We start from the raw sequence: 23,878 nt of genomic DNA, 5'->3' as shown, positions 1-23,878 counted from the left end.
GTGCGGTGGTTCATGCGATGTCGTCGAGTTCCTGGTCGAGGAGGTCGAACATCTCCTCGTCGCTGACCGCTTGGAGGTCGTCCACCGCGCCGCGCTGCCCGGCGGTGCCCGACCAGGTGCGCAGCAGGGACTGGAGGCGTTCGGACACGGCGGCGCGCATCTCGTCGTCGGCGTCCACGGCGGCCAGCGAAGCCGCCAGCCGGTCCAGTTCGGCGAGCACGGCGGACGAACCGCCGTCGGGCAGCAGCTCGGCGCCGATGTGGGCGGCGAGCGCGGCGGCGCTGGGATGGTCGAAGACCAGCGTGACCGGCAGCCTGAGGCCGGTCGCCACGCCCAGCCTGTTGCGCAGCTCGACGGCCGTGAGCGAGTCGAAGCCCAGTTCCTTGAAGGCCCGGTCGGCCTGTACGGCGCTGGAGTTGGGGTGGCCGAGCACGACGGCGGCCAGCGACCTGACCAGGTCGAGGAGTACCCGCTGCCGGTCCGTGCCGCCCAGGGGCGCCAGGCGCCGCAGCAGGGCCTCGGAGTCGTCGCCGCCCCCGCCCTCGGGGCCCGACCCGGCCTGGAGTGCCTCGGCGGCCTCCGGGAGGTCGTGCAGCAGGGGCAGCGGCCGGCCCGACGCGAGTACGGGGGCGAACCGCTTCCAGTCGAGGTCGGCGACCACCTGGAACGGCTCGTCGCCGCCCACCGCCCGCAGCAGCGCGTCCCCGGCGCGGTCGCCCGGCATGGGGGCGGCGCCCCTGCGGCGCAGCTGGTCGGCCACCGCCGCGTCGACCATTCCGCCGTCGGCCAGTGCGCTCCAGGCCACCGACGTGGCGGCCAGCCCGTCCGCGTGCCGCTGCCGCGCGAGCGCGTCCAGGACGGCGTTCGCCGCCGCGTAGCTCGCCTGTCCCGCGGCGCCGACGGTGCCGGCGATGGAGGAGAAGAGCACGAACGCGGACAGGTCCCGGTCCTGGGTGAGTTCGTGCAGGTGCAGCGCCCCGGTCGTCTTCGGCCGGAGCGTCCGCTCGGCCTCCCGGGCCGTCAGGGAGTCGAGGACGCCGTCGTCGAGTACGCCCGCCGCGTGCACGACGGCGGTCAGCGGCGGGTCCTGCGGCAGGGCGGCCAGCAGTGCGGCGAGCGCGGTGCGGTCCGCGACGTCGCAGGCCGCGACCGTGACGCGGGCGCCGGACGCGGTGAGTTCGGCCTCCAGCTCCCGCGCGCCGGGCGCCTCGGGGCCCCGGCGGCCGACCAGCACCAGGTGTTCGGCGCCCTCGGCGGCGAGCCTGCGCGCGACGGCGGCGCCCGCGCCGCCCGTACCGCCGGTGATCAGGACGGTGCCCGAGGGCCGCCAGTGGGCCGCGGCGGGCTGTGCGCCGGAGCGCAGGAGGCGGCGGGCGAACACGCCGGGGCCGCGTACCGCGAGCTGGTCCTCGGGCGCGTCGTCGCCCGCACCGGCCCGGCCCGCCAGGACGGCGGCCAGCCGGGTCAGCGCCCGGTCGTCGAGGTCGGCGGGCAGGTCGACCAGTCCGCCCCAGCGCTGCGGGGACTCCAGGGCGGCCGCGGCGCCGAGCCCCCAGACGGCCGCCTGGACGGGACGGTCGAGCCGGTCGGACGCGCCGGTCGACACCGCTCCCCTGGTCGCCAGCCACAGCGGCGCGTCGGTCCCGGTGTCGCCCAGCGCCTGGACCAGCGCGGCGGTGAGGGCGAGCCCCGAGGGCACCGACGGCGCGTCCGGCAGGGGCGCCTCGTCGAGCGCGAGCAGCGAGAGCACCCCGGCGGGAGCGGTCCTCCCGGCGGGAGCGGTCCTCCCGGCGGGGGCGGTCCTCCCGGTGGGGAGCGCGGCGGTGTCCTGGGGTGCCGGGCCCTTGAGCGCGGCGCCGATCAGTTCGGCGAGCGCGGCGCGGTCCGTGCCGGGGGCGACCTCGACGGGGACGATCTCCGTGCCGGGGCCCGCGAGGCCCGTGAGCAGGGCCGCGACCGGCCGGTCAGCGGCGTGCCCGGCCGGTACGGCGACGAGCCAGGTGCCCGTGAGCGGCGCGGCGTCCGGCTCGGGCAGCGGCCGCCAGCCGATGCGGTACCGCCAGGAGTCCAGCGCCGCGCCCTCCGTGCGCCCGCGGCGCCACGAGGACAGCAGGGGCAGCGCGGTCCGCAGCGCGGCGGCGGCCTCGGGCCCGGCCGCCGGGGCCGTGCCGCTGCCCGCGTCCAGCGCGGCGGTCAGCGCCTCGACGTCCTCGTCCTCCACGGCCGCCCAGAAGGCCGCTTCCGCCGGGTCCTGGGCTGCCGTGGCCGTCGCGGCGGGCACCTCCAGCCAGTAGTGCTGCCGCTGGAAGGGGTAGGTGGGCAGGTCCACGCGGGCGTACGGCCCGGTGTGGACGGCCGTCCAGTCGACCGTGACGCCCCTGACGTACGCCTGTGCCAGCGACAGCAGCATCCGGTCGGGGCCGCCCTCGCCGCGGCGCAGCGAGCCGACCACGGACGCCTCGGCGCCGAGCGCCTCGACGGTCTCCTGGACGGCGAACGCCAGCACCGGGTGGGGGCTCACCTCGACGACGACGCGGTGGCCGTCGGCCAGCACCTTCCGCGTGGCCCGCTCCAGCTGGACCGTCCGCCGCAGGTTCGCGGCCCAGTACTCCGCGTCCAGGGCGGAGGTGTCGACGGGCTCGCCGGTGACCGTCGAGTAGAAGACCGTCGTGCAGGAGCGGGGGGCGACGGGCGCCAGGACCTCCAGCAGCTTCCCGTGGATGCGCTCGACCTGGACGGAGTGCGAGGCGTAGTCGACGGGGATGAGCTTCGCGCGGACGCCGTCCGCCTCGCAGGCCGCCAGCAGCTCGCGCAGCGCTCCGGGCTCGCCGGACACCACCATCGAGCCGGGGCCGTTGACGGCGGCGAGCGAGATGCGCTCGCCCCAGGGCTTCATGCGTTCGGTGAGCTGGTCCTGGGGCAGGGACACGGACATCATGCCGCCGTCGCCGGACAGGGCGCGTATGGCCTGGCTGCGCAGGGCGACGACCCGCGCCGCGTCCTCCAGGGAGAGTGCTCCGGCGACGCACGCGGCGGCGATCTCGCCCTGCGAGTGGCCCAGCACGGCGGCGGGCTCCACGCCGTAGGAGCGCCACACGGCGGCCAGGGACACCATCACCGCGAACAGCAGCGGCTGGACCACGTCGACCCGCTCCGACGACGGCGCGCCCTCCGCCTCGCGCAGCACGTCCGTCAGCGACCAGTCCGTGAACGGGGCCAGGGCCCGCTCGCACTCGGCGATGCGCTGGGCGAACACCGGTGAGGAGTCGAGGAGTTCGACGGCCATGCCCGCCCACTGCGAGCCCTGGCCGGGGAAGAGGAAGACGGGCCGGGTGCTGTTCACCGCGACGCCCTCCGCGAGACCGGGGGCGGCGGTGCCGGCGGCGAGCGCGTCCAGGCCCGCGAGGAGTTCCCCGCGGGTGCGGCCGACGACGACCGCGCGGTTCTCGAACGCGGACCGGGTGCGGGCGAGCGCCGCCGCTACGGCGGCCGGGCCGTCCTGCGGATTGCGGTCCAGGTGCTGCCGCAGCTGTACGGCCCGTGCGCGCAGCGCGGCTTCGGTACGGCCGGACAGGACCCACGGCAGGGGAGCGGCGGCGGTCTCCGGTCGGGAAGCGGCGGCCTCCGGACCCGAAGGGGCTTCCGCCGCAGGGGTCTTCGCCGCAGGGGCTCCCTCCGCAGGGGCTCCCTCTGCAGGGGCTTCCGTCGCCGGGGCTCCCTCCGCAGGGGCTTCCGCCGCCAGGGCTCCCGCCGTCGGGGCCTCCACCGGGGCCTCCGCCGGGGCCTCCGCCGGGGCCTCTGCCGGGGTCTCCTCCGGTGCTTCCTCAAGGATGACGTGGGCGTTGGTGCCGCTGACCCCGAACGCCGACACCGCGCCCCTGCGGGGCCGCCCCCGGTCCGGCCACGGCATCCGCTCGCGCAGCAGCGAGACCGCGCCGGCCGACCAGTTCACGTCGTGCGACGGCTCGTCGACGTGCAGGGTCCGCGGCAGCACTCCGTTGCGGATCGCCAGTACGGTCTTGATGATCCCGCCGACCCCGGCGGCCGCCTGCGTGTGGCCGATGTTGGACTTCAGCGAACCGAGCCACAGCGGCTGGTCGGCGGGCCGCCCCCGGCCGTAGGTGGCCAGCAGCGCCTGGGCCTCGATGGGGTCGCCGAGCCGGGTGCCGGTGCCGTGCGCCTCCACCATGTCGACGTCGGCCGTGGTCAGTTCGGCGGCGGCCAGCGCCTCCTGGACGACCCGCTGCTGCGCGGGGCCGTTCGGCGCGCTGAGCCCGTTGCTCGCGCCGTCCTGGTTGATCGCGCTGCCCCGTACGACCGCGAGCACCGGATGCCCGTTGCGCCGCGCGTCCGACAGCCGCTCCAGGAGCACCATGCCCACGCCCTCGCCCCAGCCGGTGCCGTCGGCGGCGGCCGCGAAGGCCTTGCAACGGCCGTCGGGGGCCAGCCCGCGCTGTCGGCTGAACTCGACGAGCACCCCCGGGTTCGCCATGATCGCGGCGCCGCCCGCCAGGGCCAGCGAGCACTCGCCCCGGCGCAGCGACTGCGCGGCCAGGTGCAGCGTGACCAGCGACGACGAGCACGCGGTGTCCAAGGTGACGGCGGGTCCTTCGAGCCCGAGGGCGTAGGAGACGCGCCCCGAGGCCACGCTGGTGACGTTGCCGATCAGCAGGTGGCCCTCGACGCCCGGGTCGGCCGCCGCCGGGTCTCCCCCGTACTGGAAGGAGGTCGCGCCGACGAACACCCCGGCCTTCTCCCCCTTCAGCGACAGCGGGTCGATCCCGGCGCGCTCGATCGCCTCCCAGGACACTTCGAGCAGCAGCCGCTGCTGGGGGTCCATGGCCAGCGCCTCGCGCGGCGAGATCCCGAAGAACGCGGGGTCGAAGCGGCCCGCGTCGTAGAGGAACCCGCCCTGCCGGGTGTAGCAGGTGCCGGACGCGGCGGGATCCGGGTCGTAGAGGCCCTCCAGGTCCCAGCCCCGGTCGGTGGGGAACGCGGAGACCGCGTCCCTGCCCTCGTCGAGCAGCTCCCACAGGTCTTCGGGCGAACGCACCCCGCCGGGGAAGCGGCAGCCCATGCCCACGACGGCGATCGGCTCCCGCTCCTTGTCCCGCACCTCCTGGAGGCGCTGACGGGCCCCGTGCAGATCGGCGGTGACCCGCTTGAGGTAGCCGAGAAGCTTCTCTTCTTGCCCGTTGGCCATCAGGACGCCCCGAAGTCGTTGTCGATCATGTTGAAGATGTCCTCGGCGGAAGCGGCCAGCAGCCGCTCCTCGACCGATCCGGCGCCCAGCGGGCCGCTTCCGGCCCCGTCGGCCCCGTCAGCCCCGTCGGTACCGACGGCACCCGCGGCACCGTCGGCGCCCCCGAGCCGCGCCGCCAGGCTCCGCAGGCGGGCGGTGAGCCGTTCCCGTACGCCGCCGTCCGCGCCGACCTCCGTCAGCTCCCGCTCCCACCGGTCCAGCTCCTCGAACATCGAGTCGGCCGTCAGCGGCCGCGGCGGGAACAGCTCGGCCCGCAGGAACCGGGCGAGCGGGGCGGGCGCGGGGCAGTCGAAGACCAGCGTGGCGGGCAGCGAGAGGCCGGTGGCGGCGTTCAGCCTGTTGCGCAGCTCGACGGCCGTGAGCGAGTCGAAGCCCAGTTCCTTGAAGGCCCGGTCGTCGGCGATCGCCCCGGGGGCGGAGTGGCCGAGCACGGCCGCGGTGTGCGTGCGCACCAGGTCGATGAGCACCCGCTCCCGCTCCGCGTCCGGCAGGGCGGCCAGGCCGTCCAGCACGCCGCCCGCGCCCTCCCGCACGGCGGCGGCCCCGGCGGCCTCGGCCTCCCGCACCCGCCCGACCTCGGGCAGTTCGTCGATGAGCGGGCGGCGGCGGGCCGCGGTGAAGCCCGGCACGAACCGGTCCCACCGCACGTCCGCGAGGACCAGCGTCGTCTCCTGGCGGGCCAGCGCCCCGTGCAGGGCCGCCACCGCGAGCTCGGGCGCCATCGGCAGCAGGCCCCTGCGGCTCAGGTGCTCCGCCACGCCCTCGCCCTCGATCATGCCCTTGTCCGCCCACGGCCCCCAGGCCACCGACGTGGCGGCCAGACCGCGGCTCCGGCGCTTCTCGGCGAGCGCGTCCAGGAAGGAGTTGGCCGCCGCGTAGGCGCCCTGACCGCCGCTGCCCCAGGAGGCCGCGATGGACGAGAAGAGCACGAACGCCTCGACGCGGGGGCCGTCCAGCAGCTCGTCCAGGTGGACGGCCCCCGAGACCTTGCCCTCGGCCATGGCGGCGAAGTCGGCAGGCGTGCTGTCGGCGACGTCCTTGAAGTGGACGGTCCCCGCCGCGTGGAACACCGCCCGCACCGGCGACCCCTCGGCCTCCAGGCCGTCCAGCAGCCCGGCCAGCGCCGCCCGGTCCGCGACGTCGCACGCGGCGACCGTCACCCGCGCGCCCAGGCCGCGCAGTTCGGCCGCGAGGTCGTCCGCCCCGGGCGCCGCGGGACCGCGCCGACTGGTGAGCACCAGGTGCTCGGCCCCGGTCCTGGCCAGCCAGCGGGCCACCTGCGCGCCCAGCCCGCCGGTACCGCCGGTGACGAGGGCCGTGCCGCCCAGCCGCCACTTGTCGGCGTCGGTCGGCGCGCCCTGCGGCGCGTGCACCAGCCGCCGTACGAACACCCCGGCGGCGCGCACCGCCAGTTGGTCCTCGTCGCCCGCCGCCGCGAGGACCCCGGCCAGCCGGGCGGCGGCGCGCTCGTCCACGACCGCAGGCAGGTCGACCAGGCCGCCCCAGCGCTCGGGGTGCTCCAGGCCGACCACGCGGCCCAGGCCCCACACGGTCGCCTGCTCGGGGCGGTCGACGGGGTCCGTCGGGCTCACCGAGACGGCGGCGCGGGTCGCCAGCCACAGCGGGCAGTGGACCTCCGCGTCCCCGAGCGCCTGGACGAGCGCCAGGTTCAGCGCCAGGCCGTGCGGCAGGGCCGGGTGCGCCGGGTGCGGCCCGTCGGCGGACGCGAGCAGGGACAGCACGCCCGCCGGGGCCCCGTCGGCCGCGGCCTCCCGGAGCCGCGCGGCGAGCGCGTCGCGGGAATCGTCCGTCGGCTGTACGACGACCACGGTCGCCCCGCGCTCCCGCAGGGCGTGCAGTACGGCGGTGTGCGCGTCGCCGCCCGGACCCCGCTGCCGGACCGGCGGAACGGCCACCAGCCAGGTGCCGGACAGCGCTCCGTGCGGCTCGGTGGCCACGGGGTGCCAGGCGATCCGGTACCGCCACGCCTCCGTGGTGGCGTGGTCGCTCTGGCTGCGGCGCCAGGAGGACAGCAGCGGCACCATGCCGCTCAGCGGGGTGGTGGGCTCGACTTCGAGCATCGTGGCCAGCGCGTCCAGGTCCTGGCTGTCGACCGCCTCCCAGAACCGCGTGTCCACGGAAGCGGAGGAGGAAGCGGCCGGAGCACCGGGTACGGCGGGCGTCGCGAACCAGTAGCGGTCGCGCTGGAAGGGGTAGGTGGGGAGGTCGACCCGGTGGGCGTGGCGGCCCGCGAAGAAGGCGGTCCAGTCGATGGCGAAGCCGATGCTGTGCATCCGGGCCAGGGCATCGACGGCTGCTTGCTCGTCGGGCTTGTTCTTGCGGAGTACGGGGATGAACTCTGCGTTGTGGAGGGTGGTTTGGCCGAGGGCGGTGAGGACTCCGGCGGGGCCGAGTTCGATGAAGCGGGTGACGCTGTTTGCTTCGAGGGTGGTGAGGCCGTGGTGGAAGCGGACGGCTTCGCGGACGTGGCGGACCCAGTAGTCGGGGGTGCTGATCAGCTCTGGCGGGGCGATGTCACCGGTGACGTTGGAGATCAGTGCCGTGTGGGGCTCATTGAAGGTGAGTTCCTGGGCAACTTGTCGGAACTCTTCGAGCATGGGGTCCATGAGCGGAGAGTGGAAGGCGTGGCTGACCTTCAGCCGTGTCGACTTCCAACCGCCTGCGGTCACGGCTTCCAGTACGGCGTCTTCGTCGCCTGAGAGGACGGTGGCGGTGGGTCCGTTGAGGGCCGCGATCGAGACTCGTTCGGTGAGGAAGGGTCGTACGTCGTCCTCCGAAGCGATCACGGAGATCATGGCTCCGCCGGTGGGCAGGGCCTGCATCAGGCGGCCGCGTGCGGCGACGAGGGTGCAGGCGTCTTCGAGGGACCAGAGGCCGGCGATGTACGCGGCGGTGAGTTCGCCCACCGAGTGTCCGGCCAGGTAGTCCGCCCGTATGCCCCAGGACTCGACCAGCCTGTGCAGCGCGACCTCGATCGCGAACAGGGCCACCTGTGCGTAGCCGGTCTCCTGCAATACGTCGGCAGAGTCCTCGGCGAAGACGACCTCGCGCAGCGGACGCTCCACGTACCCGTCCAGGACCGCGCACACCTCGTCGAAGGCGGACGCGAACACCGGGAAGGCTTCGTACAACTCGCGGCCCATTCCGGCACGTTGTGCGCCCTGTCCGGTGAACAGGAACGCCGTCCGGCCGGGCGTTGCCCGTACACCGTCGTCGTCGGCCAGTGCCCGCAGGCCGCTCAGAAGCTCCTCGCGGTCCCGGCCGGTCACCGCCGCCCTGTACTCGAAGGCCGTACGGCTCGTTGCGAGCGAGAAACCCACGTCCGCCGGGGGCAGCTCCGGTGCCGCCGCGACGTACTCGGCCAGCTGTTCCGCCTGTGCCCGCAGTGCCGCCGGGGTCTTGCCCGACAGCACCCACGGCACCACCGATGCCGGGCTCTCCGTCTCGGAGGCGGGCTCCTCCACGGAGATCGGCGCCTCTTCCACGATGGCGTGTGCGTTCGTGCCGCTGATGCCGAAGGCGGAGATGCCCGCTCGGCGCGGGGCGCCGGTTTCGGGCCAGGGGCGGGCCTCGGTGAGGAGTTCGACCGATCCTGCCGTCCAGTCGATCTTTTCGGAGGGTTCGTCGGCGTGAAGGGTTCGGGGCAGTACGCCTTCGCGTATCGCCATGACCATTTTGATCACACCAGCCACGCCGGATGCGGCCTGGGTGTGGCCGATGTTGGACTTGAGTGCGCCCAGCCACAACGGCCGTTCGCCGGAACGTTCTTGGCCGTACGTGGCCAGTAGCGCGCCTGCTTCGATCGGGTCGCCGAGGGAGGTTCCGGTGCCGTGTGCTTCGACTGCGTCCACGTCTGCGGCGGTCAGTCGTGCGTCGGCCAGTGCTGCTCGGATCACGCGTTGTTGTGAGGGGCCGTTGGGGGCGCTGAGGCCGTTGCTGGCGCCGTCCTGGTTGATGGCCGAGCCGCGCAGTACCGCGAGCACCTGGTGGCCGTTGCGCCGCGCGTCCGACAGGCGCTCCAGGAGCAACATGCCCGCGCCCTCCGCCCAGCTCGTTCCGTCGGCGGCCGCGGAGAACGCCTTTGACCGGCTGTCGCGGGCCAGCCCGCGCTGGCGGCTGAACTCGATGAAGAGGCTGGGCGTCGACATGACGGTGACGCCGCCCGCGAGGGCCATCGCGCATTCGCCGCGCCGCAGCGACTGCGCGGCCAGGTGCAGGGCGACCAGCGACGACGAGCACGCCGTGTCGACCGTCACCGCCGGACCCTCCAGGCCCATGGCGTACGCGATGCGGCCCGAGACCACGCTGGCGGCCTTGCCGGTCAGCAGGTAGCCCTCCAGGTCTTCGGGCAGCTGCCGCAGGTGCGCGGCGTAGTCCTGGCCGTTGGTGCCGATGAACACGCCCGTTTGCGTGCCGCGGCGGCCCGCCGGGTCGATGCCCGCGCGCTCCACGACCTCCCACGACGTCTCCAGCAGCAGCCGCTGCTGGGGGTCCATCGCCAGCGCCTCGCGCGGCGAGATCCCGAAGAACTCCGGGTCGAAGTCGTAGGCGTCGTAGAGGAATCCGCCTTCCTTGGCGTAGGTCTTGCCGCGCTGGTCGGGGTTGGGATCGTAGAGCTCCTCGACGTTCCAGTTGCGGTCGGTGGGGAAGGGCGCGATCACGTCGCCGCCGTCGGCCACCAGGCGCCACAGGTCTTCGGGGGTCCGTACGCCGCCGGGGAGGCGGCAGCTCATCGCGACGATGGCGATCGGTTCGTCGTCCCGCGCCGCGACCGCGACCGCGGCCGTCGGTACGGGCGCGGCGGTGTCCGCCTCGCCGAGCACGGCCGTACGGATGTGCGCGGCGAGCGTCTCGGGGGTCGGATAGTCGAAGAGCAGGCTGGTCGGCAGGCGCAGCCCGGTGGCGCCGTTCAGCCGGTTGCGGAGTTCCACCGCGGTCAGCGAGTCGAAGCCGACCTCGCGGAACGCCCGGTTCGCCGCGACCGCGTCCGGGGAGCCGTGGCCGAGCACGGCGGCGGCGTGGGTGCGCACCAGGTCCAGCAGGAACCGGTCGCGCTCCGCGTCGGGCAGGCCCGTCAGCCGCTGGGCGAGCGAGGAGGCGCCGGAGTCGGCGGCACCCTGCGCCGCACGCCGGTTCGGCGTCCGCACCAGGCCCCGGAAGAGGTGCGGCACGGGCCGGGTCTCGGACTGGGCGCGCAGCGCGGCCAGGTCCGTGCGCGCCGGTACGAGCGCGGCGTCGCCCAGCGCGATGGCGGTGTCGAACAGGGCCATGCCCTCGGCGGACGGCATGGCGGCGATGCCCGAGCGGGCCATCCGCTGAACGTCGGTGTCGTCCAGGTGGCCGCTCATGGTGCTGCGCTCGGCCCACAGGCCCCAGGCCAGCGACTGGCCCGCGAGTCCCGCGGCCCTGCGTCGGCCGGCCAGGGCGTCGAGGAACGCGTTGGCCGCCGCGTAGTTGGCCTGTCCGGCGCCGCCGATGGTGGCGACGACGGAGGAGTACAGCACGAAGGCGGTCAGGCCGAGGCCGGCCGTCAGCTCGTGCAGGTTGAGCGCCGCGTCGACCTTGGGCCGCAGGACCGCGTCGATCCGCTCGGGGGTCAGGGCCGCGACGACACCGTCGTCGAGTACGCCCGCCGTGTGGATCACCGCCGTCAGCGGGTGCGCGGCGGGCACGGCGGCCAGCAGGTCGGCGAGCGCCGCGCGGTCCGCGACGTCGCAGGCCGCGACCGTCACCGAGGCACCGGACGCGGCCAGTTCGTCGCGCAGCTCGGCCGCGCCGTCGGCGGCGAGGCCGCGGCGCCCGACCAGCAGCAGGTGGCGCACGCCGTACTCGGCCACGGCGTGGCGGGCCGCAAGGGCGCCCAGCGTGCCCGTTCCGCCGGTGATCAGGACGGTGCCTTCGGGGGCGAACGGCGTCGATCCGGCCGGGATTTCGGACAGGGGCTCGGCCGGGGCTTCGGTCGGCACGCGGGTGAGCCGGGGGGCGAGCACCGCACCGGCGCGTACGGCGCTCTGCGGCTCGCCGGAGGCCAGCGCGGCCGGGAGCGCGCGCAGCGACCCGGGATCCGCGTCGACGTCGACGAGCACGAACCTGTCGGGCTCCTCGGACTGCGCGGACCTGACCAGGCCCCACAGCGCGGCGTGCGCCAGGTCGGGCACGTCCTCGTCGGGGGCGGCGGCCACCGCGCCCCGGGTCACGAACACCAGGCGGGAGGCAGCGAACCGCTCGTCGGCCAGCCAGCGCTGGACGAGCTCCAGGGCCCGGTGCGTGACGTCCCGTACGGCAGCCGCGTCCGCGCCCACTCCGGTGCTGGTGCCGTGCGGCGGGGCGCAGGACACCAGCACCACGTCCGGTACGGCAGCGGCGTCCGCGTCCGGGCGGTCCGGGGCGTCCGCGTCCGGGGCGTCCGTGTCCGGGTCGTACGCGGGCAGGTCGTACGCGGGCAGGGCGAGGCCCGTGCGCAGGGCGAGGCCGTCGTCCCCGGCGACCGCCCACCCTCGGGTGCCGGGCGATCCGCCGCCGGGCACGGGGTTCCACACCACGCGCAACAGCGACGGGTGGAACGCGGGGCGTCCGCCCCTGACCTCCTCGGGGCGCGTCTCGCGCAGCGCCACCTCGCCGACGGTCGCCACGGGCCCGCCTGCCGGGTCGGCGAGCGCGACGGACACCGCGTCGGGCCCGGTGGGCGTCAGCCGTACGCGCAGCGCGGATGCGCCGGTCGCGTGGAGCGTGACGTCCTTCCAGGAGAACGCCAGGCGGGCATCGGGGTCCCCGCCGGTCGGGTCCGCCGCGCGCACGGCGGCTTCGAGCAGCGCCGGGTGGAGGCCGAACAGGGCGGCCTCGTCGGCGGTGTCCTCGGTGAGGGCGACCTCCGCGTACACCTCGTCGTCGAGCCGCCACAGGGCGGTGATCCCGTCCGCTGGGGCGCCCTCCACCGCGACCGCACCGGCCGGGGGCCAGACCGAGGCGTCGAACGTCCGGGCCGCACCCGTACCGCCCGCCGCGCCGCCCGCCGTACCGCCCGCCGCGTCGACCGCCGTACCGTCCGCCGCGTCGGGCGTCAGGACGCCCGTGGCGTGCCGCTGCCAGGGGTTCTCGTCCCCGGCCCCGTCCGGCTGGTGCTCCGGCCGTCGCTCGGGCCGGGCGTACACCTCGAACGCCCGGCGCCCGTCCTCGGCCGCGCCCAGGCGGACCTGGACGACGGCCGCGCCCTCCGCGGGCAGGGACAGCGGTGCCTCGACGGTCAGTTCCCCGATCCGCCCGCACCCGACGTGGTCCCCGGCGCGCACGGCGAGTTCGACGAACGCGCCGCCCGGCAGGACCGGGGTGCCCAGCGCCGTGTGGTGGGCGAGCCAGGGGTGGCTCCGCACGGACAGGCGGCCGGTGAACAGGTGGCCTTCGGTCCCGGCCAGGGCGACCGCGGCGCCGAGCAGCGGATGACCGGCGGGTTCCAGGCCGGCCGTCGACACGTCACCGGTCGGGGCGGGGCGGGAGAGCCAGTACAGCTCGCGCTGGAAGGCGTAGGTCGGCAGCTCCACCCGCCGCGCGCCGTGCCCGGCGAAGACCGCGTCCCAGTCGGGCTCGACGCCCTGGACCTGGGCGTGCGCGAGGGAGGTGAGGAAGCGCCGCATGCCGCCCTCGTCGCGGCGCAGCGTGCCCACGGCGGCGACGTCGGCGGCCCCGGCGTCCTCGGCGGTCTCCTGGACCGCGGCCAGCAGCACCGGGTGGGGGCTGCACTCGACGAACCCGGTGCAGCCCGCGGCCAGCAGCGTCCGCGAGGCCCGCTCGAACTCGACCGTGTCGCGGATGTTGCGGTACCAGTAGTCCGTGTCCAGTTCGCGGGTGTCCAGGCGCTCGCCGGTCACGGTGGAGTAGAACGGCACGCGGGAGGCCAGCGGCCGCACCGGCCGCAGCCCATCCAGCATGCGCTCGCGGAGCATCTCCACCTGGGGGGAGTGCCCCGCGGTGTCGACGCCGCGCACCCGGCGCGCCTGGACCCCCTCGGCCGCCAGCTCGGCCAGCAGCTCGTCGAGCGCGGCGGGGTCGCCTGAGACCGTCGCGAACCTCGGGCCGTTGACCGCGGCGATCGACAGCCGGTCGGACCAGCGGCCGAGGCGCTCGCGGGCCTGGTCGGCGGGCAGCGGTACGGCCAGCATGGCGCCCTTCCCGCTGAGTTCCAGCCACAGCAGGCTGCGCAGCGCCACGATGCGGGCCGCGTCGTCCAGCGTCAGGCCGCCCGCGACGTACGCGGCGGCGATCTCGCCCTGGGAGTGCCCGACCACGGCCGACGGTTCGATCCCGTACGACCGCCACAGCTCCGCCAGCGAGACCATCACCGCGAACAGCGTCGGCTGGATCACGTCGATGCGGTCGAGCGAGGGCGCGTTCGGCGCGCCGAGCAGCACGTCCAGCGGCGACCAGTCGACGTACGGCTCCAACGCGGCCGCGCAGGCGCGCAGTTGCTCGGCGAAGACCGGCGACTCGTCCCACAGCCCGCGCGCCATGTCGAGCCACTGCGAGCCCTGCCCGGGGAAGACGAACGCGACCTTGCGCCGGTCGCCGCCGGTGCCCCGCAGCACCTCGGGCCCCGCCGTGCCGTCCGCGAGCGCGCCGAGCCCCTGGAGGAAGCCCTCGCGGTCGTCGGCGACGACCGCGGCGCGCTGCCCGAACGCGGTGCGCGTGACGGCGAGGGAGTGGCCGATGTCGGCGAGACCGGCGTCGGGACGGGCCGCGAGGTGCTCCCGCAGCCGCCCGGCCTGGGCCCGCAGGGCCTCCTCGGTCCGGCCGGAGACCGGCCACACGAGGGGTCCGCGCGGGGCCGCGCCCCGGCCCGCCCCGGGGGCTCGCTCGTCGGCCTGCCCCTGCCCGTCGTCCTGGGCCGCGCCGGGGGCCTGCCCGTCGGCCGGGGCCTCTTCGGCCGGGGCTTGCTCGGCCGGGGCTTGCTCGGACGGGGCCTCTTCGGCCGGGGCTTGCTCGGCCGGGGCTTGCTCGGTCGGCGCCTCCTCGGTCGGCGCCTCCTCTGCCGGGGCCTGCTCGATGATCGCGTGGGCGTTGGTGCCGCTGATGCCGAAGGAGGACACGCCCGCGCGCCTGGGCCGCCCGGTCGACGGCCACGGCACGGCGTCCGTGAGCAGCCGCACGTCGCCCGACTCCCAGTCCACGTGCGGGGACGGCTCGTCGACGTGCAGCGTCCGCGGCAGCACGCCGTTGCGGATGGCCATCACCATCTTGATGACCCCGGCCACCCCGGCCGCCGCCTGCGGGTGCGCGAAGTTGGACTTCAGCGAGCCGAGCCACAGGGGCCGCCCGTCCGCCCGCTCCCGGCCGTACGTGGCGAGCAGCGCGCCCGCCTCGATCGGGTCGCCGAGCGAGGTGCCGGTGCCGTGCGCCTCGACGGCGTCCACGTCGCCGAAGGACAGGCCCGCGTCCGCGAGCGCCGCCCGGATGACCCGCTGCTGCGAGGGGCCGTGCGGGGCGGTCAGGCCGTTGCTGGCGCCGTCCTGGTTGACGGCCGAGCCGCGGATGACGGCCAGCACCTGGTGGCCGTCGCGCCGGGCGTCGGACAGCCGCTCCAGCAGGATCATGCCGACGCCCTCGCCCCAGCCGGTGCCGTCGGCCCGCGCGGAGAACGCCTTGCAGCGGCCGTCCACGGAGAGTGCCTTCTGCCTGCTGAGTTCGACGAAGATGCCGGGGCTCGACATCACGGTGGCGCCGCCGGCCAGTGCCGTCGAGCACTCGCCGCGGCGCAGCGACTGCACGGCCAGGTGGATGGCCGTCAGGGACGCCGAGCACGCGGTGTCCACGGTGACGGCGGGGCCTTCGAGGCCCAGGGTGTAGGAGATGCGGCCGGAGATGACGCTGGTGGTGCTGCCGGTCAGCAGATAGCCCTCGTACCCCTCCGAAGGCTCCTCCATGCGCGGCCCGTAGTCCTGGGGCATGGCGCCGACGAACACGCCGCAGCGGCTGCCCTTCAGCGAGGCGGGCCTGATGCCCGCGCGCTCCAGGGCCTCCCAGGACGTCTCCAGGAGCAGCCGCTGCTGGGGGTCCATGGCCTGCGCCTCGCGCGGGCTGATGCCGAAGAACGCGGGGTCGAAGCGGCCCGCGTCGTGCAGGAACCCGCCTTCCCGCACGTAGCTCTTGCCCTGCTTCGACGGGTCGGGGTCGTACAGGTCGGCCAGGTCCCAGCCGCGCTCGGTGGGGAACTCCGAGACGACGTCCCGGCCGTCCGCGACCACGTCCCACAGCTCTTCGGGGGTCCGCACGCCGCCGGGGAGGCGGCAGCTCATCGCGACGATGGCGATCGGCTCGTCGTCGCCCCCGGCCGGGGCCTCGTCCCGGACGGGGGTACGGACCCGCGCGCCGGGGTCCGCGACGGACGAGCCGATGCGGTGGGCCAGGGCGGCGGGCGTGGGGCAGTCGAAGAGGACCGAGCCGGGCAGCCGCAGTCCGGTGGCGGCGTTCAGCCGGTTGCGCAGCTCGACCGCGGTGAGCGAGTCGAAGCCCAGGTCCTTGAAGGCCGCGTCCATGTCGACCGCCCCGGGCGCGGTGTGGCCGAGCACGGTCGCCGCGTGCCTGCGGACGAGGTCGGCGGCGACCTGCTCCCGCTCGGCAGCGTCGGAGACGGCGGCCAGCCGGTCGAGCCAGGTGACGGGCTCGTCGGCACCGACGGCGTCGAGCTCGGGGACCGGGGTGTCGAGCCAGTAGCGGTCGCGCTGGAAGGGGTAGGTGGGGAGGTCGACGCGGTGGGCGTGGTGGCCCGCGAAGAAGGTGTTCCAGTCGATGTCCAGGCCGGTGGTGTGGATGTGGGCGATGGCGGCGACGGCTGCTTCTTCGGCGGGCTTGTTCTTGCGGAGTACGGGGATGAACTCGGCGTCGTGGAGGGTGGTTTGGCCGAGTGCGGTGAGGACTCCGGCGGGGCCGAGTTCGATGAAGCGGGTGACGCCGTTCGCTTCTAGGGTGGTGAGGCCGTGGTGGAAGCGGACGGCTTCGCGGACGTGGCGGACCCAGTAGTCGGGGGTGCGGACCAGCTCGGGCGGGGCGATCTCACCAGTGACGTTGGAGATCAGTGCCGTGCGGGGCTCGTGGAACTCCAGCCCCTGGGCGACTTGTCGGAACTCTTCGAGCATGGGGTCCATGAGCGGAGAGTGGAAGGCATGGCTCACGCGGAGGCGCGAGGTCTTCCAGCCGCCTGCGGTCACGGCTTCCAGTACGGCGTCTTCGTCTCCGGACAGGACGGTGGCGGTGGGTCCGTTGAGGGCCGCGATCGAGACCTTCTCGTTCAGGAAGGGCCGTACGTCGTCCTCCGAAGCGACCACGGAGATCATGGCTCCGCCGGTGGGCAGGGCCTGCATCAGGCGGCCTCGGGCCGCGACGAGGGTGCAGGCGTCTTCCAGGGACCAGAGGCCGGCGATGTACGCGGCGGTGAGTTCGCCCACCGAGTGTCCGGCCAGGTAGTCCGCCCGTACGCCCCAGGACTCGACCAGCCTGTGCAGCGCGACCTCGATCGCGAACAGGGCCACCTGTGCGTACCCGGTGCCTTGCAGCACCTCGCCGGAGTCCTCGGCGAAGACCAGTTCACGCAGCGGACGGTCGAGATGCCCGTCCAGGACCGCGCACACCTCGTCGAAGGCGGACGCGAACACCGGGAAGGCGGCGTACAACTCGCGCCCCATTCCGGCCCGTTGTGCGCCCTGCCCGGTGAACAGGAACGCCGTCCGGCCGGACAAGGCCCTCGCCCCGTCCTCCTCGGTCAGCGCCCGCAGCCCGCTCAGAAGCTCCTCGCGGTCCTGTCCGGTCACCGCCGCCCTGTACTCGAAGGCCGTACGGCTCGTCGCGAGCGAGAAACCCACGTCCGCCGGGGACAACTCCGGTGCGGCAACCACGTACTCGGCCAGCTGTTCCGCCTGTGCCCGCAGTGCCGCCGGGGTCTTCCCCGACAGCACCCACGGCACCACGGACGTCGTCGGAGTCGTCGTGGAAGCCGGGGGCTGTGCGGCGCCCGGCCAACTCGACAGCACCACGTGGCAGTTGGAGCCGCCCATGCCGAACGAGCTGACGCCCGCGATCAGCGGCTCGTCCCCGGCGGGCGCCCAGGGCTCCAGTTCGGTCTGGACGCGGAGGTTCAGCGCGTCGAGCGCGATGGCCGGGTTGGGCGTCTCGTGGTTGAGGCTGGGCGGGAGTTCTCCGTGGTGCAGGGAGAGGACGGCCTTCAGCAGGCCGGTGACGCCCGCCGCGCCTTCCAGGTGGCCCACGTTGGTCTTGGCGGAGCCGACCCGCAGCGGGGCGTCGGCGGGCCTGGCCGCGCCGAGGACCGCGCCGAGCGCCGCCGCCTCGACCGGGTCGCCGACCTTGGTGCCGGTGCCGTGCAGCTCCACGTACCGCACGTCGGACGGGGCGATCCCGGAGAGCCGGTACGCCTCGCGCAGCACCTCCTCCTGTCCGGCCCTGTCGGGCGTGGTCAGGCTGAGGCCGCCGCCGTCGTTGTTCGTCGCCGAGCCGTTGACCAGGCAGTAGATCCTGTCGCCGTCGGCGACGGCCCGGGAAAGGGTCTTCAGGGCCACGAGGGCGCCGCCCTCGCCCCGCACGTATCCGTTGGCCCGCGCGTCGAAGGTGTAGCACCGGCCGTCGGGCGAGAGCGCGCCGAACTTCGAGACGCCCGCGAAGCCTTCGGGGGCGAGGTTGAGGTTGACGCCGCCGGCCAGCGCGAGGTGCGACTCGCCGCGCCGCAGGCTGTCGCAGGCCAGGTGGACGGCGACCAGCGAAGAGGACTGGCCGGTGTCCACGACCACGCTGGGGCCGCGCAGCCCGAGCGCGTAGGAGACGCGGTTGGCGATGATGCCGCGCTGGAGTCCGGTGAGGGAGTGCTGGGTGAGGGCCGAGGGGCCGCGCTGGTGCTGGAGGGCCGCGTAGTCGTCGGCGATGGCACCGACGAACACGCCGGTGCGGCTGCCCGCGAGGGCGGCCGGGACGGCGCCGACGTCCTCCAGGACCTCCCAGCCGAGTTCGAGCGCGAGGCGCTGCTGCGGGTCCATGGCGGCGGCTTCCCTGGGCGATATGCCGAAGAAAGCCGGGTCGAATCCGTCGACGCGCCCGATGAATCCGCCCCGGCGGTTTTCCGGACCCGGTCCCACGGCTGCGGAACGGTCGTCCGGAATTTCGGTGACGGCGTCGACGCCGTTCCTCAACAGGGCCCAGAATGCGGCCGGGTCGGTTGCTTGTGGAAGACGGCAGGCCAGTCCGACGACGGCGATCGGATCGTTGTTCATCTCGGTGTTCCCAGACATAGCGATGCGGATCGCCTCTCCACAGCAAAATTAAATGCGGAAGCACAAAATGGGCCGGGCTGGAGCTGCTGGGAGGTTATCGCGGGGCATGGGGGCAGCCAACCCCTAACATTTTGCCTGCGCCCCCCTAGCGCATTCCTCTATTTCAGGGACTTCTTCAGCGGTTCCCACCAGCCGCGGTTGTCCGCGTACCACTGGATGGTCGATTCCAGTCCTTCGTCGAACGGGACCAGGGGGGCGTATCCCAGTTGTCCGGCTATTTTTTCGATGTTCACCGAATAGCGGCGGTCGTGGCCCTTGCGGTCGGGGACCCGGTCCACCATCGACTCGTCGAGGCCGAAGGCGTCGAGCAGCCGGGTCACGAAGGCGCGGTTGGTCAGCTCGGTGCCGCCGCCGATGTTGTAGACCTCGCCCGGCTCGCCGCCCTCGGCGACCAGGGCGATGCCCCGGCAGTGGTCGTCGACGTGCAGCCAGTCCCGGACGTTCCCGCCGTCCCCGTACAGCGGCACGCTGAGGCCGTCCATGAGGTTGGTGACGAACAGCGGGACGAACTTCTCCGGGAACTGGTGGGGACCGTAGTTGTTCGAGCACCGGGTGACGCAGACCGGCAGCCCGTGGGTGCGGTGGTAGGAGCGCGCCAGCAGGTCGGAGGAGGCCTTGGACGCCGAGTACGGGGAGTTGGGCCGCAGCGGCTCCTCCTCGGTCCAGGAGCCGCTGTCGATGGAGCCGTACACCTCGTCGGTGGAGACGTGGACGAACTTCGGCACCGACGCGTCGGTCGCGGCCTGCAACAGCGTGTGCGTCCCCACCACGTTGGTGAGCACGAACTCGGCCGAGCCCGCGATCGAGCGGTCCACGTGGGACTCGGCGGCGAAGTGGACGACGAGGTCGGTGCCCCGCATCAGCTCCGCGACCAGCGGCCCGTCGCGGATGTCGCCGCGCACGAAGCGCATCCTGGGGTCGTCGGCGACGGCGGCCAGGTTCGTCTCGCTGCCCGCGTAGGTGAGCTTGTCCAGCACCACCACCTCGGCCCGCGCGTACGCCGGGTAGCGGCCGCCGAGCGTCTCCCGTACGAAGTGCGAGCCGATGAAGCCCGCCCCTCCGGTCACCAGTATGCGCACCGGACCTACCTCGTGCCTTTCGCCGCGATGTCCATCAGGTACTGGCCGTAGCCGGACTTGCTGAGCTGCGCCCCCAGGGCGTGGCAGGCGTCCGCGTCGATGAACCCCATGCGGAACGCGACCTCCTCCAGGCAGGCGATCCGCACCCCCTGGCGCTGCTCCAGGACCTGTACGTACTGGCCCGCCTGGAGGAGCGAGTCGTGGGTGCCGGTGTCCAGCCAGGCGAACCCGCGGCCCAGGTTGACCATGCGGGCCTTGCCGCGCTCCAGGTACACCCGGTTGACGTCGGTGATCTCCAGCTCGCCGCGGGCCGAGGGGGTCAGGTTCTTCGCGATGTCCACCGCGTCGCCGTCGTAGAGGTACAGGCCGGTGACGGCCAGGTTGGAGCGGGGGCTCGCGGGCTTCTCCTCGATGGACAGCAGCCTGCCCTCCGCGTCCACCTCCCCCACGCCGTAGCGCTCGGGGTCGCGCACCGCGTAGCCGAACAGCACGCAGCCGTCGACGCTCTGGGTGTGGTGGTGCAGCATCTTGGAGAAGCCGGGTCCGTGGAAGATGTTGTCGCCGAGGACCAGCGCGACCGAATCGCCGCCGATGTGTTCGGCGCCTATGACCAGCGCCTCGGCGATACCGTTGGCCCGGCGCTGCTCGGCGTAGTCGATGGATATTCCCAGTTTCGAACCGTCGCCCAACAGGGCGCGGAACAGCGGAAGATGTTCCGGGGTCGAAACGATGAGCACGTCGCGTATTCCGCCGAGCATGAGGACGGAGAGCGGATAGTAGATCATCGGCTTGTCGTAGACCGGCAGGAGTTGCTTGGAAACCGCGCGGGTCAGTGGATGGAGCCGGGTGCCGCTGCCGCCGGCGAGCACGATCCCTTTCAACGGGACTCCCGGCGATCGAATGCCTGCATTCTGCTCCTCCGGTGGAGCGGTAGGGACGGCCGACGTCGGAATCCTGTGTCCGGACCCGGGCCGGAAGCGGCCTGCGTCGTCGCGCCGAAGCTATCAACGCGGGCGCCCCGGAAGGGCCGGGGAAGAACTTGTAGGGGTTTCCCGGGGCACGAACAGGGGTGGGGGCCGGACGGCGGCGCGTACGGAGGGTACGGGCGTGCCGTCCGGCCGCCGTCAGGCGATTTCGGAGGCCAGGGGGAGGTGGTTCAGGCCGAAGTCCATCGTGAGCTGGCGCCGCCCGCGGATGTTCAGCTTCCGGTACACCCGGGTGAGGTGCTGCTCGACGGTGCTCACGGTGATGTACAGCTCGGCCGCGATCTCGCGGTTCGTGGAACCCTGCGCGGCGAGGGCGGCCACCCGTACCTCCGAGTCGCTGAGTTTGGACAGGGGGCTCGACGCGTCGTCGTCCGCCCTGGACTGCTCGTGCGCCTTCAGCCTGCCCGGCCTGATCGCCTCGCACAGGGCGTCCGCCCCGCACTCCTTGGCCAGTTGCCACGCCCGGTCGGTGATCGCGCCCGCCCTGCTGAACTCGCCGAGGGCCCAGTGCGCCCGGCCGAGGTCGGCCAGCGCGCGGGCCAGCTCCAGCCGGTCGCCGGACTTCTCCAGCTCCGCCACCGCCAGGGCCAGGGTCCGGGTCCTGCGGCCCGGCTCGCCGAGCCCCGCGTGCAGCCGCAGCGCGGCGCCCCGCACGCGGGAGCTGCCGATCTCGCCCAACTGGCCCCGCAGCAGCCGCTCGGCGGGCTCCCGCTCGCCGATGCGCAGCCACGCCTCCGCCGCGTCCGTGTTCCAGGGCAGCAGCACGGGCTGGTCGACGCTCCACTGCTTGGCGAGCCGCCCCGCCGTCAGGAACTCGCCGAGCGCAGCGTGCGCCCGGCCCGTCGCCAGGTAGTAATGGCCGCGCGCCCGCAGGTACTTCAGCCCGTAGACGCTGCGGAACACGCTGTCGCGGACCGGGCGGCTGAGCTGCCTGGCCGCCGCGCCGAGGCGCCCCATGGCCGTGTAGGCGAGGACCTGGGTGGCGATCGCCCCCGCGGCGAAGACGCTGCCGATCTCCTCGGCGGCGCCCTCCAGGGAGGCGCCCGCGTACTCCACCGCCTTGGGCAGGTCGCCCTGCCACAGGGCGATCTCGCCCCGGATCATGGTGAGGATGGTCTGCCAGCCCGGTGTCTGCCAGCCTTGCGCCTCGCCGGTCAGCAGCTGCCACCACGCCTCGATCTCGGCAGGCCTGCGGTTGCCCCTGGCCAGCGAGAACAGGGCGGTCACAGCGGGCTCGAACGTGGCTTCGGTGAGGGCCAGGAGCGGTAGGGAACCCTCGGCGACGAGAGCGGCCGGTTCGCCCCGGACCGGGCGCACGGGCGCGAGGCCCGGCAGCGCCACGACGGGCGCGGCGGGGCTGGCGGCGGGCGCGGTGCCGAAGAGCGGGTGGACCTGTGCGGTGGCGGGGTGGAGCGCCGCCGCCTCCGCCGGGGCCTTCGCGGCCGGGGCCGCCGCGCCGGGGACGCCCTCCGGGCCGCCCCCCGCCGTGCTGCCCCCCGCGTCGCCTCCGGTGCTGTCTCCCGCACTGCCTCCGGTGCTGCCCCCCGCGGCGCTGAAACGATTCAGCGTACGTCGTGCCTCCTCCACCCGGCCCAGTGCGAACAGCAGCCGGGCCAGCGGTCCCGAGCAGCACTCGGGAAGCCGCCCGTCGTCCAACAGGACGAGCGGCTCCACGAGATGGGCCTCGACGGCCGAGGGGTCCAGGCGCAGCACGACGGCCGCGAGCCTGAGCCTGAGCTCGGCGCGCTGCGCCGGTGCGGCGCACAGGACGCAGGCCAGTTCCAGGTACTTCACCGCCAACGGCACGTCGCTCGCGAGCACGTGCTCGGCCGCGCCGCGCAGGACGTCGACGACCCACGGGTCGGACGCGGCCGAAGGGCCCGCGGCCAGCAGGTGTTCGGCGACGTCCAGGGGCCTGCCGCCGGTCCGGTGCAGATGTTCGGCCGCGCACAGGTGCAGGGCGGCGCGGGCCTGCGGAGCCATCTCGTCGAGCAGCGCCGTGCGCACCAGCGGGTGGCGCAGCGCGCAGCCGTCGAGCAGCCCGGTCGCGGTCAGCGTCTGGATGCCCCGGGTCACCGTGCCGCGGCTGACGTCCAGCATCAGGCTCAGCAGTTCGGGCGAGGCCGCGCGGCCGAGCACCGCGAGCGCCCTCACCAGGTCTTCGGCGATCCGGTCCGAGCGCTTCAGGATGCCGCGCACCGCCGCGCTGAAGGCCGCGCCGGTCTGGGGCTCGGCCGGTGAGGGGGAGCGCTGCTGGGCGGTGGCGGTGTGGTGGTCCTCCAGCAGCGCGGCGAGGAGCAGCGGGTTGCCGCCGCTGACGGCGTGCCAGGCCATCGCGCGGTGGCAAGCCGACTCCTCCCCGGATTCCCCGAACGCCTCGCCGAGCACGTCGGCGACGTCGTGCGGGCGCAGCGGCGGCAGGAAGATCCGCAGCAGGTTCGGGTGCTGGAGTACGAGGGTGCGCAGTGCCGGGTCACCGTGCCATTCCTGGACGGCCTCGGTCAGGACGAGCAGCAGCGGACGGGCGTGCGCCGACCGTACGGCGGTCAGCAGACGGCGCAGCTCGGGCGCGGGAACGTGCTGGACGTCGTCGACCAGGACCACCACGGGCACGTGTGCCGCGACGCCGTGAAGTGCCTGGTCGAGCAGCTTGTGCGGGGCCGCGGGAGCCTCGTGGTCCCCGGGCCTTCCGGAGCCGCGGAGAACCGTGGCCCCGCGTTTTTCCAGATGCTGCGAGAATTCATTGAGAATTGTGGTTTTGCCTAATCCGGCGAGCCCTTGGATGAGTACGACGCCCGCATTGCGCGAAAGGCAGCGCGAGAATTCATCCGCAAGCTTGGTGAGTTGTTCACCTCTGCCGGTCAGCATGCTGAAACGCTCCGCATCCTTAGTCAGGTTGCCGACGGCCGATTCCCCGGGGCTGACGGCAGTTGGGGGGGATGGTACCCGAGTGGTGCGTCGGGCGATCAACCTCAATCCAGTGCGATTGTTTGTCAGTTTTCTGCGGTGCTTTCCCCCTTGATCGGGGCGGGGAACGCTGCTAGTCGGCCAAGGCGGGCCGGGGGTGCCGGCCGGTCGGCGGACGGGGCTCCGGCGCGCGGGGGCCGGGGCCGACGGGGTCGGGGGCGTGGGGACGGCTGGTGATCGACGGGCTGGTCGGCGGCGGGAGCGGGGGCGGCCGCCGCGCTAAAGCATGGGGTGGCG

5 protein-coding genes are annotated in these 23,878 nt (G+C 74.2%); all 5 read right to left on the bottom strand.

The annotated features are described in order from the left end of the window. Positions 1-10: 10 nt before the first annotated feature. The 5 genes from ACIBNE_RS13985 to ACIBNE_RS13965 all read right to left on the bottom strand — a co-directional run bounded on the left by ACIBNE_RS13985 (position 11) and on the right by ACIBNE_RS13965 (position 23,542). Positions 11-5,206, bottom strand: coding sequence for a type I polyketide synthase (locus tag ACIBNE_RS13985; protein WP_399271663.1), 5,196 nt, complete (start codon positions 5,204-5,206; stop codon positions 11-13). Continuing rightward, on the bottom strand, positions 5,203-18,549 hold the full coding sequence (locus tag ACIBNE_RS13980) for a type I polyketide synthase (protein ID WP_399271534.1): 13,347 nt from the start codon (positions 18,547-18,549) through the stop codon (positions 5,203-5,205). The genes ACIBNE_RS13985 and ACIBNE_RS13980 overlap by 4 nt, the downstream gene beginning before the upstream one ends. Before the next feature lie 158 nt (positions 18,550-18,707). Continuing rightward, positions 18,708-19,688, bottom strand: coding sequence for a dTDP-glucose 4,6-dehydratase (rfbB, locus tag ACIBNE_RS13975; RefSeq protein WP_399271535.1), 981 nt, complete (start codon positions 19,686-19,688; stop codon positions 18,708-18,710). 5 nt (positions 19,689-19,693) lie between these two features. Further along, the gene (gene rfbA, locus ACIBNE_RS13970) at positions 19,694-20,569 is read right to left on the bottom strand and encodes a glucose-1-phosphate thymidylyltransferase RfbA (RefSeq protein ID WP_399271536.1); all 876 of its coding nucleotides are present in this window, start codon (positions 20,567-20,569) and stop codon (positions 19,694-19,696) included. A gap of 243 nt (positions 20,570-20,812) precedes the next feature. Beyond that, entirely contained in the window at positions 20,813-23,542 is a 2,730-nt protein-coding gene (locus ACIBNE_RS13965; protein ID WP_399271537.1) for a LuxR C-terminal-related transcriptional regulator, read from the bottom strand. Between the last annotated feature and the right edge of the window lie 336 nt (positions 23,543-23,878).

Source organism: Streptomyces sp. NPDC050504, assembly GCF_044458065.1.
Lineage (GTDB): Bacteria > Actinomycetota > Actinomycetes > Streptomycetales > Streptomycetaceae > Streptomyces.
The sequence above is the reverse complement of the archived record's forward strand: the minus strand, read 5'-3'. Positions and strand labels throughout refer to the sequence as shown.